Origin of the sequence: Actinomadura rubrisoli, from assembly GCF_004349215.1 — a bacterium.
Taxonomy (GTDB): Bacteria; Actinomycetota; Actinomycetes; order Streptosporangiales; family Streptosporangiaceae; genus Spirillospora; species Spirillospora rubrisoli.
Genome location: NZ_SMKU01000576.1, coordinates 1 through 3205, shown reverse-complemented (window position 1 = coordinate 3205; position 3205 = coordinate 1). Strand labels below are relative to the sequence as shown.

The following is a 3205-nucleotide window of genomic DNA, read 5'->3' as shown; positions in this document are numbered from 1 at the left end:
CCCGCAGCAGTGGCAGCAGCCCCCTCAGCAGCCCTCCCAGCCGCAGCAGTGGCAGCAAGAGCAGCAGTGGGAGCAGCCCGCGTACGGGCAGTCCTACGAGTCGCCCCACGACCCGTACGGTGACTCGGCGAGCGCGGCCGACCTGCCGCTCGCGCCCATCTACCGGCGCGCGGGCGCGCGAGTCCTCGACAACGCCCTCGTCGCGGTCTTCGGGTTCGCGCTCGTCCTCCCCATCACGATCGGCGCGTTCGGGCTCGACAAGCCCGGCAGCAAGGCGGAGGAGGAGGGCATCTGGAACTGGCCCATCATCTTCACGCTGTTCTGCGTGCTGTCGGTGCTGCCGTTCATCTACGAGGCCGTCCAGCTGTCGATGTGGGGGCGCACGCTCGGCAAGCGCATGCTCGGCCTTGGCGTCGTCCAGGTCCGTCCCGCGGGCGAGGCGCTGACGACGACGCAGGCCGTGTGGCGCGCCGCCATCACGCACGTCGCGTACCAGCTCGGGGTCTTCTTCTTCCTCGCCATCGCGGTGATGGTCTGGAGCTACGCCTCGTACGGGATGGTCCTCGTCTGGGCGGGCGCGCTGATGGCCTACCTTTGGGCCATCTGGGACCAGCCGCTCCACCAGGCGCTGCACGACCGCTTCGCGGGGACGATCGTCATCGACGAGCGGGTCGAGGACGACGAGTACTCCGAGTACGCGGAGTAAGGCGGCGATGGCGGCCTCGCAGCCGGCGCAGAGCCCGGAGGAGCAGAGCCCGGAGGGGCCGTACGAGCCGGAGGCGCCCGCTGAGCCCCCGGCCCCGGACGGGCCCCCGTCCCCGCTCGCGGAGCCCGGCCAGCGCCTTCTCGCGCGCATCGTCGACACCCTGATCGTCGGCCTGCCCGTCATCATGGTCGTCCGCGAGCTGGTCGCCGGACGCGACGTGGACGTGGTCGCCCCGCCCGCCGTCGCCGGATGCCTGCTGCTGTACGAGGCGATCCAGCTGGCCGTCTGGGGGCGGACGCTGGGCAAGCGCTTCGCCGGTATCGAGGTCGTCGCCGCCGAGTCCCGGGGCCCGAGCGCCCGGCCAGGCGTGCTGCGCGCCGTGCTCCGCGCGGCGGTGTACGCGCTGCCGGTCGCCGTCCGCCCGGTGCCGGTCCTGGGCCTTCTCGCGGGCTTTTTCTGGGTCGCGAATGCCGGGTTCCTGTACGAGGGGACGAGCCGCCAGGCCCTCCACGACAGGCTCGCGGGCACCGTCGTGCTGAAAAGGCCCGGCCGCGAGCCCGCGCCTCTCTGAGGCCCTCTCGGCCGTTGTGCCGCCGCGTCCGGCGCCTTCGGCACTCTTAAGCTTGCGCACTCGGCACCTTCGGCTTCCCCGGTATTTGCAGGCCGTGCAAGTAATCAGTACGTGTGTTCGGCGGCCCGTGTTCACCGGTTCTCGTTCGGCCGCGCGTTGTCCGGCTTTCGGAGGGACGGGGCCGGCGCCAGTTCCGCCGTCCGGGACAAGCGGACCAGCGGAGGTCATAAGCCGTGCCAGAGGTCGGCGTGAAACGCGAGCCTGGTCCCGAATGTCAGACTCGTTCCGGTTACGGTCCTGATTCGAGGTGGATGTGTCGTGTCCCGGATGCGCCCTCCGGTTTGGGATGCGCTTCCCGGGCCCGCCGGACTTACCGCCGGACGGGACGCCGTCTCGTTGAACGGTCCTTTCGCGCCGCGTGCCCGGTGAGGCCGCCGGACGGCCCCGCGGGAGCGCGCCGGTCGTGGAGCCGGGGTTGAAGAAGCGGGCCGCGCAGTGGGATTGTGCCGCTTATCCTCTGATTTTGGTATGGATCCGGGGTCGGCCGTCTTCCGGGGGGACGGTGGACCGTGACTTCTCGTCACCGGGAGGTGGCAACAGATTTCGTCGGCGGCACCCCCGCCGTTATCCAGCGACATCGCCGGTGGGGGGCCTGGTCACGCGGCCCGTCCCACCCGGGCCCCGGCCCCGCGCGCATTCCCGGCCACGGTGCGGTTAGTGCCGTTACGTCAGGGTTAATCGTTGGGCGCGGGGTCGGTGTTGCCCTGCCGGTTAAGGTTCCGGGCGGGCACTTTTCCGCCCGATGGCGCGGGCGGGCGAAAGCGGGCCCGCCCCGAAACCCGGGCCAATGCCCGATCGACGGCCCAGGTCAGCGGCCATGGACGGGTGACGTGGGTCACGTCGAAATCACCGCGGGTGGCCGCGCCGCGGGCGGACAATTCATACGCCACCGGCCGTCCGGCTCCCGTCCGGCGGGCCCGCCATGGCGGATTCGGGCTGGACGATTACCAGGAGTTACGAGACTGGAACCACTTCATCGCGAGTGTTGAATTGTCATCGGTGGACTTCCCGGTATATCTTTGCCCATCGAATGCAGTTTGCTCCAGCCGAAAGGTCTGTCCCCATGGCACAGAAGGTTCAAGTGCTTCTCGTCGACGACCTCGACGGTGGCGAGGCGGACGAGACCGTAGCGTTCTCGATCGACGGCGCCTCCTACGAGATCGACCTGAGTGGCGCCAACGCAAAGAAGCTGCGGGATTCCATGCAGCCGTTCGTGGAGAACTCGCGTAAGGCGGGCGCGGTGACCCGGCGGCGCCGGCAGCGCGGCGCCTCCAGCCGCGAGCGCAGTGCCGAGATCCGCGCGTGGGCCAAGAACAATGGCATCAAGGTCAATGAGCGCGGCAGGATCCCGGCCACCGTGATCGAACAGTACGAGGCGGCCAACTAGATCAGTTCGCCCCGTCGGCGGCCCGTCTCCGTTCGCGGGGCGGGCCGTTCGCTTGTGGCGTAGCGCCCGGCGGGTTCGCCGGGGGGGCCGCGAGGTAGACAGGGCGCACAGGCGGCGACGTCGCCCGCATTCGGCAATCCGCGGAGGCGCCTTGATCGACCTGCGGAAACCCTCCGTTCGCTTGGGGCGTAGCGGGAACATGACGCACCGATGCGGTAGTTGGATGAGACTGAACAGCGCTTAGCTGGGGAACGTCTTCTGGTGGGAGTGCACCGGGCGGCCTCCTCGGGGCGGGCTAGCATGCGGAAGGACAGTTCCGGACGTTCCGGACTCTGCCCAACCGCTCTGTGAGGAGCGACGAGATGTTCGAGAGGTTCACCGACCGTGCGCGGCGGGTTGTCGTTCTGGCTCAGGAAGAGGCCAGGATGCTCAACCACAACTACATCGGGACCGAGCACATCCTTCTGGGTCTGATCCATGA

Annotated in this window: 4 protein-coding genes; all 4 read left to right on the top strand. The window is 69.3% G+C overall.

Features of this window, described 5'->3' with window-relative positions; translation table 11 throughout:
* A partial coding sequence (locus tag E1298_RS45535; RefSeq protein WP_131903588.1) for an RDD family protein occupies positions 1-706 on the top strand: 706 nt, incomplete at its 5' end.
* Positions 707-713: 7 nt separating this feature from the next.
* Positions 714-1277: an RDD family protein gene (locus E1298_RS45530; protein ID WP_131903587.1), complete on the top strand. Its 564-nt coding sequence runs from the start codon at positions 714-716 to the stop codon at positions 1275-1277.
* A 1123-nt stretch (positions 1278-2400) separates the two neighbouring features.
* Entirely contained in the window at positions 2401-2724 is a 324-nt protein-coding gene (locus E1298_RS45525; protein ID WP_131903586.1) for a histone-like nucleoid-structuring protein Lsr2, read from the top strand.
* Between the two features lie 362 nt (positions 2725-3086).
* Positions 3087-3205, top strand: a 119-nt coding sequence (locus E1298_RS52080; RefSeq protein WP_131903064.1) for a Clp protease N-terminal domain-containing protein, incomplete at its 3' end; no start/stop codon positions are given.